Source organism: Arthrobacter sp. NPDC056691, from assembly GCF_042791415.1.
Lineage (GTDB): Bacteria > Actinomycetota > Actinomycetes > Actinomycetales > Micrococcaceae > Arthrobacter.
This window is the reverse complement of record NZ_JBHTXX010000061.1, coordinates 1-7,156: the sequence shown is the minus strand read 5'-3', so window position 1 is coordinate 7,156 and position 7,156 is coordinate 1. Positions and strand designations below refer to the sequence as shown.

Genomic DNA, 7,156 nt, shown 5'->3' with positions numbered 1-7,156 from the left:
TAAAACAGGGCTCTCTCCCCCTGGGGGTCGCCGCTTTTTCTGTAACCCCGGCGGGGGGGGGCCGGGCATCGTTTGGGGGCCCCCCGCCGTCGGGCTTTGCCTGTCTTTCGCTGGTTGAGCCAGCCGAAAGCCCCGGCCGGATGAGCTTGGGCCCCACGACCCCGGCCGCCCTGACGAAGCTTGCCAAGTTAGGGAGCGGGAAAGGGACTACCGCCCCGGGTTCGGATCCACGCTCTCTCCGTCGGGCAGCCCGCCGTCGTCCTGGAAACCGTCGTACTGAAGACCGGAAAAGTCCTGCCCGTCCGCCGTCGGAGCACCCGCGAGTGTGGCTGTCTCACCGTGCTGCAGCTGGTCTTTGTGACGGGCTTCCTGAAGATGCTGTTCCAGCTTCTCTTCCGCGTCCCGACGGCGCTGGCCAACGGTGCGCATCTGCTGGGTGGTGGGGGCCGCATGTGCGTGCAGGTGCGGTCCATGATCCGGAAAGAACTCGCTCATAGTGGAATCGTCCCACCAGACGGTCAGGGTGGCTACCGGTCCTGCTCGTTGAGCCTGCCCGGTCAGCGCTCCGGGTTCAGGTCCTTGCGGAAGATCACCGCGCCGTTGGCGTTCCGGAGCGTGACCGAGAAGACGTCGTCCTCGCCGAGGTCCACATGGCCGAAGTACTGGCTTTCGCCGCTGCGCGGGGACTCGCCGGCATAGGCGCCTGCCCGGGAGAAGACCACCTCGGGGCCGAAGGTGGCGTCCATCTGGTTGGGGCCGAAGCTGCCGGCGTTGATGGGCCCGCCCACGAACTCCCAGAAGGGGTCGAAGTCCTGGAAGACGGCGCGCTCGGGCGAGTAATGGTGGGCGGCCGTGTAGTGGACGTCCGCGGTGAGCCACACCACGTTTTTAACCCGGTTGCGCTTGAACGCGGACAGCACGCGCGCGATCTCGAGTTCCTTGCCCAGGGGGGCACCGGCGTCGCGGTTCGAGAGGGACTCCTGGTTGACCGGACCGTCAGGGACGATGATGCCGAGCGGCAGGTCCGCGGAGATCACCTTCCACGTGGCCTTGGACTTGCTGACCTCGCGGATGAGCCAGTCGGCCTGTTCCTGGCCAAGGATGTGGGTGAGGTTCGTTTCCTTGCCGTCCGTGTTGGGGTCCTTGAAGGTGCGCATATCCAGGCAGAACACGTCCAGCTGCGGCCCGCGGGTGATCTTGCGGTAAATGCGGGCCGGTTCGAAGCCGGTGCTGCCGTCGCTGAGCTGGGCGATGGGCTGGTACTCCTGCCAGGCCTGGCGGCCGCGGGCGGCGAGGACGTCCACGCGGCGCTCGGTGTAGCGGGAGTCGGTAAGGATCTGCCCGGGGTACCAGTTGTTGTGGGTTTCGTGGTCGTCCCACTGGGCGATGACAGGGACCTCCGCGTAGAGGGCGCGGATGTTCTTGTCCATCATGTTGTAGCGGTGCCGGCCGCGGTACTCCTCGAGGGTTTCGGCCACCTTGGAGACCTCTTCAGTGACGAGGTTGCGCCACACCTGGCCGTCAGGTTCGGTGACCTGCGCGGCGATCGGGCCGTCGGCGTAGATGGTGTCGCCCGAGTGGATGAAGAAGTCCGGCTTGGCGGCAAGCATGGCCGCGTACCCGCGCATGCCGCCGATCTCCTCGTTGATGCCCCAGCCCTGGCCGGCCGTGTCGCCGGTCCAGACGAAGCTCTGGCCGCGTTTGGTCCCGTTGCTGCGGGACCAGGAGCTGTTGGCTTTCGAGCCAGGCGCGGTGCTGAACGAGCCGCGGGCGGCCTCGCCGGCGTTCCCGTCCGGGTCCTCGAAGTGCATCGTGAGCGCGAAGCGGGTTCCCGCCGGGAGGTCACGGGCGGCGATCTTGGAGGTGAAGTCGGTGGCGTCGCTGGCCGTGGTGCCGCGCAGCATACGGCTGAAGGCGCGGCTGCCGCGGAGCGCGGACCCGCCCTCGTCGACGGCCACGAGATTGGCGATAAGCCGCCCCGCGCCCGACGCCCTGGACCACAGGACACCGGAGTTGGTGGTGACGTCTCCGGTGGAGATGCCGGACGGGAGCGTCAGCCGGTTTCGCACCAGGGGAACCGCGGCGGGGCGGGCGGCGTGCGCGGGGACAACAAGTGAAGGGGCGACGGCGGCGGCACCGGCAGCGGCGATGGCACCTTTGAGGACGTTACGGCGGGAGAGAGGAGTCATGTGCCCATGGTTGACGGGCCGGGTTAAGGGCCGGCGACGTCGGGGTGAACCGGGTCGATCGCGGCAGTGACAACCAGATCGAATTCCTTGACAAATAATGAATTTGTCTTCCCAAGCGTGAGAGGCAGGGTCTAATATCCTGCATCTAGGCATTAATCAAAGACGCTAATGCCGAGAGCTGACCTTTACTTTGTAAGGGGAAATGAGTGGGAAATCTGATGCCCGGCATCTTTCCTCGCGGCAACTCATTTGCGGTCGTCTCTTGCGAGAGCCGTTTCCTTTCGAATATTCGACGTAAATGATCATCGTATTTTCTTGCGCACTTTTCGGCCACTTTGCCGTGCGCATTTTCCCCTGACGACATCTTGGATGGAGTTTGCAATGAAGAAGCTTCTAGTACTGACAGGACTGCTGACCGGCCTCGTAGCCGGAACGGGGGCCGTCGCCACCGCCGCTCCGGAGCCCATCGGGACCGTCACTCTGACTCTTAAAGAGTGTGGCTACAGGATTGAGGCTGTGGTTACAGGTAAGGCGGGTGTCAACGAACTTTCAAATGGAGCCACCATTTTCACCGCCCCAGGACAAGAGGTGACGCTCACCAACGTGAAGACCGGTGAAAGCGTAACCTTCGGCATCACCGGAGCAAGCCATGTGGAGAATGTGTCGCCGAACCGCGTCGAAATAACGGCGACAGGAAGGAACGTTCTTACAATTCCAGAGGGCGACAGGAAGGGTGTCTATCTTACGATTGGCTCCGTCACATACGTTCTTGATGGAAGAGGAAGGCAAATCAGCCCCTTCGAAGGCACCGGACAAGTCACGGATATCTGTGCACTGCTGGCTTGAAAGGCGCTAATTGACGCGCGCAAAGCGGGCGGCTGGCATTCCTGCCAGCCACCCGCCGTCGTGCGTTGTTCGACTAAGCAGTTCAGCGCGAAGGTGCCTCATCCACGAACGCCACCGGGGCCACGGCTTGCTGGTAGAGCTTGAGGGCGTCGGGCACGGCCAGGTTGCCGAAGTTCAGTGAGAGCTGCAGGCCCTCGAGCTGGGCGTTGGCGGACTCGGCCGCACTGACTTTTTCGCCCAGCGCCCGGGAGTTGGCGAAATTTGTGGCGAGAGCAGCGGCGACAGAGAAAATCACGGCGCCCAGACAGAGGAACCGCCACACGATGGAGTCGTCGCCCAGAGAAAAGATCCCCTGGACTGCCTCGGTGAATCCGGTCCCTCCGACGGCGGGACCGGCGGTGAGCATGGCCGCCAGCGCGCTGCCTACGATGCTGATGTTTGAGAGCCGGTTCCGGCGCGGCCGCTCCCGCCCCAGAAAGGAGCGGATGGCCTGCTGCTTTTGGTCGATGCGCTCCGACAGCCGTTGCCGCGTATCGGCGGATTCGTCCATGGTCTCTTACAGCCTTTCTCCCCCCGTCGACGTTTGGATCAGGATCCCACCGCACTCATGCCGGGTCCAGACTCGCCTTGCCGGTTCCACAGTTGCTTTGGGCGCAGAACAGCAGGGCCCCACTCGAAGTTCCGCCGGCGCCACAGAAGCCGGAGCTGCCGCTAAAGAGCCGTGATTCTATCGAGGAAGTATGGACGTGGCTGTCACGGCGCCCCGCGTCTCGCCAGCTCCTGCTCGGCAGCGACACGCATCAGCCTGAAATGGCGCCTCGCCTTCGGAGCGCGGCCAGGACCGGGTGCGTCGGCGGAGTCTTCGCGGTCACTTGCCCACTGGCGCATCACTTCAACTCGATCGTTGTCTGCTGACTTCAGATCTCTTTCAAAATCCGGCAAGGACTTCCACCACATGGTTGCCACAAGGTCAGCCTAGCGGCGGGCAGGCGAATCGCTGGAAGCTCAGCGCGAAGGCGCCGCGTCCACGAAGGCCACGTGGGAAACGCATTGTTTATAGAGCAGGGCCGCTTCGTCGATCTCGATGCGGCCGAAGTCCAGGGACAGCTGCAGCCCCTCCAACTGGGCGATGGCCGTCTCCGCCGCGCTGACCTTCTCGGCCAGGGACTGGGAGTTGGCGGAGTTCGTGGCGAGGCCAGCCCCTACGGACAGAACCACCGCACCCAGGCACAGAGCACGCCACACGATCGAGGCGTCACCCAGGGACAACGTGTTCTGAACTGCTCCGGTGAACTCCGTACCCCCGAACGCGGGACCAGCCGTCAACAGAGCAGCCAGCACACTGCCAATGACGCTGAACTCCGTGAGTCTGTGGCGGCGGGGCAACTGCCGTCCCAGATACGAGCGGATCTCCCGCTGCTTCTGATCGATGCGCTCGGACAGCCTCTGACGTGTTTCCGGTGAATCGTCCATGATTGCCACCAGCTTCCCTCTCCGAGAGTGCCTGCGATCAGGATCCCACCGCGCCGGTTCCCGGTCCAGACACGGCTGCTTCCCGGGCTGGCACGGCCCGTCCACTGCCAGACAGGCCATTGCGAGACAGGGTTGTCTCCCTGTCCGGTGCAGGCAGGCTTGTGTACGTTATTGCCACGGGACTGCAATGGCGCAGGCGCCGAGCTGGGCAGCGGACGAGAGGCGACGAGGATGGCAAAAACGACCGGAGCGGCACCAAACCTGGCCAAGGCACTGGCCATCGTCCTCGGCACCGGGGAGTTGGGCAAGGGAGACCCGGGCACCGATCAGATACCGGTCCGGCTGCGGGCGTGGGACGGCTCGGAAGCGGGCCCCGAAGGTGCCCCGCTCATTGAGTTCACTTCCCGCAGAGCGCTGCGGCGGATCCTCTGGTCACCCGGGCAGCTGGGCCTGAGCCGCGCGTACGTCGCGGGCGAAATCACGGCACACGGCGACATCTTCGCCGCCTTCGCAGCGCTGAGCTCCGCCGGCAAGTTCGCCGAGCCCGGGCCATTCAGTCCGCTGACGCCCCGGGAAGTGTGGACACTGGCGAAGACCGTCATCCGGCTCGGCGCGCTGGGCCCCAACCCCGCTCCCCCGCCGGAGGAAGCGAAGGTGGAAAAGCACGGCAGGCGGCACAGCAGGAAACGGGACGCCGCCGCGATCTCGCACCATTACGACGTCGGCAACGACTTTTACCGGCTGGTGCTCGGCCCGTCGCTGGTCTACTCGTGCGCTGTCTGGTCGGACGGGAACACGGGCCTGGAGGCTGCCCAGGAGGAAAAGCTGGATCTGGTCTGCCGCAAGCTCGGGCTAAAACCGGGCATGCGGGTGCTGGACGTGGGCTGCGGCTGGGGAAGCTTCGCGCTGCGTGCAGCCGGGCGGTATGGGGCGAGCGTCGTCGGCATCACCCTGTCCACCGAGCAGGCGGAGCTCGCCCGCAAGCGGGTGGCCGAGGCCGGGCTGACAGAACTGGTGGACATCCGGGTCCAGGACTACCGCGATGTGACCGACGGGCCCTTCGACGCGATCAGCTCCGTCGGCATGTCCGAACACGTCGGCCGCGAACAGCTGAACCGCTACGTCTCGCAGCTCCATGGCCTGCTGCGGCCCGGCGGTCGGCTGCTCAACCACGCCATCTCCTGGAACGCCGGACCCACCGAGGACGATCCCGATTCCTTCATCCCCCGCTACGTCTTCCCCGACGGCGAGATGCTCAGCCTGGGCGAGATGGTGGTGGCGCTGGAGGGCGGCGGCTTCGAAGTGCTCGACGCCGAGGCCCTCCGCCGGCACTACGCCCTGACCCTGCGTGCCTGGGTGAAGAACCTAGAGGAACAGTGGGACGAGGCCGTGCGGCTGACGTCCGAAGGCCGCGCCCGCATCTGGCGGCTGTACATGGCAGCCAGCGCTCTCGGCTTCGAGGGCGGACTGACCGGCGTGACCCAGGTGCTGCTGCAGAAGGCCGGCGGCGAGGAGCCCGCGCTGCGGCTGAGGAGCTGGGCCGGCTGAGCGCCGCCGGTTATCACGCTCGAGACCAAGGAAAACCACATAAGGAGCGAGGACAATGGCTGACATTCTGATGGTCGTCTCGGCCGCCGATTCGCTGACCATGAAGGATGGCAGCCAGCACCCCACCGGATTTTGGGCCGAGGAGGTGGTGGTGGCGCACAGGACCCTGCAGCAGGCCGGGCACACGGTGGATTTCGCCACTCCCGGCGGCGTCAAGCCCACCGTGGACGCGCTCAGCCTGCAGGCGGACACGGTGGGCAGCGAGGAACGGGCGGAGGACTTCCGCACCTACCTGGAGATGATCGACGTCGACCTTTTCGCGCCGCTGGTGCTTGCCGACGTCGACATGGCCGGGTACGACGCCGTGGTCCTGCCCGGCGGGCACGGCCCCATGGCGGACCTGTTCCAGGACAAGGACCTCGGCCGGATCCTCCTGGAGGCGAACGGCGCCGGCAAGATCATCGCGCCCTTCTGCCACGGCCCCGCCGGCCTGCTCAGCGCCACGGCCGACGACGGCGCGTTGGCCTTCGCGGGCCGCAAGGTGACGGTGTTCGCCAACTCCGAGGAGATGGGCGGCGGCACCGGAGAGAACACGCCCTGGTTCGTCGAGACCGTCCTGAAGGGGAAGGGCGCCAACGTGGAGACCGGCCCGGACTGGGCCAGCCACGTGGTGCGCGAGGGCAACCTGATCAGCGGCCAGAACCCGCAGTCCAGTGAGGACGTGGCCAAGGAGGTCATCAAGGCCCTCGCCGAGTAGGCGTTGCTTTAAGCGAGCCCGTCAGTCGCCCATGCCGGGCTGGACCCGCACGAAGTCGAGCTTGTTTCCGGGGTTGCTCCGGCTTTTCTGGTGGCGCGAGAATCCTCTCGCGTCCAGATGGTTCTGGGCGCGGAACTCGGCCAGGGCTTCGTCGTACGCCTGGTTGAGCCGCTTGCCGGAGACCTCCTCCACCGAGCCATCGGAAAAGGTGAGGGAGACGAGGATGCTCTCCGGGAAATGCCGGTTCATCCGGATGAAGCCTTCGGCATCCTGCTGCAGATTGATCAATGTGGTCCGCTTTCTGATCGAGAAGTTCCAGTCTCCCGCACTTTCAAACAAAAGT

General features: G+C 65.4%; 8 protein-coding genes. 3 read left to right on the top strand and 5 right to left on the bottom strand.

Annotated elements, in window-relative coordinates; all coding sequences use genetic code 11:
• Positions 1–207: 207 nt before the first annotated feature.
• Positions 208–495 carry a hypothetical protein gene (locus ACFRAU_RS25910; protein ID WP_378002003.1) on the bottom strand — a complete coding sequence of 96 codons (288 nt, stop codon included), beginning with the start codon at positions 493–495 and terminating at the stop codon, positions 208–210.
• 62 nt (positions 496–557) lie between these two features.
• Complete coding sequence (locus ACFRAU_RS25905) at positions 558–2,189, bottom strand: alkaline phosphatase D family protein (protein WP_378002002.1); 1,632 nt, start codon at positions 2,187–2,189, stop codon at positions 558–560.
• 381 nt (positions 2,190–2,570) lie between these two features.
• On the opposite strand from ACFRAU_RS25905, the gene ACFRAU_RS25900 reads away from it, so the two are divergent.
• Positions 2,571–3,035, top strand: a complete 465-nt coding sequence (locus ACFRAU_RS25900) for a hypothetical protein (RefSeq protein WP_378002001.1) — start codon at positions 2,571–2,573, stop codon at positions 3,033–3,035.
• Positions 3,036–3,117: 82 nt separating this feature from the next.
• Here ACFRAU_RS25900 and ACFRAU_RS25895 read toward each other — a convergent pair whose 3' ends face one another.
• Both ACFRAU_RS25895 and ACFRAU_RS25890 read right to left on the bottom strand, forming a co-directional pair.
• On the bottom strand, positions 3,118–3,585 hold the full coding sequence (locus ACFRAU_RS25895; protein ID WP_378002000.1) for a hypothetical protein: 468 nt from the start codon (positions 3,583–3,585) through the stop codon (positions 3,118–3,120).
• Positions 3,586–4,040: 455 nt separating this feature from the next.
• Positions 4,041–4,508, bottom strand: coding sequence for a hypothetical protein (locus tag ACFRAU_RS25890; protein ID WP_378001999.1), 468 nt, complete (start codon positions 4,506–4,508; stop codon positions 4,041–4,043).
• Positions 4,509–4,739: 231 nt separating this feature from the next.
• On the opposite strand from ACFRAU_RS25890, the gene ACFRAU_RS25885 reads away from it, so the two are divergent.
• Positions 4,740–6,056: a class I SAM-dependent methyltransferase gene (locus ACFRAU_RS25885; protein ID WP_378001998.1), complete on the top strand. Its 1,317-nt coding sequence runs from the start codon at positions 4,740–4,742 to the stop codon at positions 6,054–6,056.
• A 55-nt stretch (positions 6,057–6,111) separates the two neighbouring features.
• Positions 6,112–6,813 carry a type 1 glutamine amidotransferase domain-containing protein gene (locus ACFRAU_RS25880; protein ID WP_378001997.1) on the top strand — a complete coding sequence of 234 codons (702 nt, stop codon included), beginning with the start codon at positions 6,112–6,114 and terminating at the stop codon, positions 6,811–6,813.
• A gap of 21 nt (positions 6,814–6,834) precedes the next feature.
• On the opposite strand, the gene ACFRAU_RS25875 is transcribed toward ACFRAU_RS25880, so the two are convergent.
• Positions 6,835–7,101: a hypothetical protein gene (locus ACFRAU_RS25875; protein WP_377998160.1), complete on the bottom strand. Its 267-nt coding sequence runs from the start codon at positions 7,099–7,101 to the stop codon at positions 6,835–6,837.
• Positions 7,102–7,156: the final 55 nt, after the last annotated feature.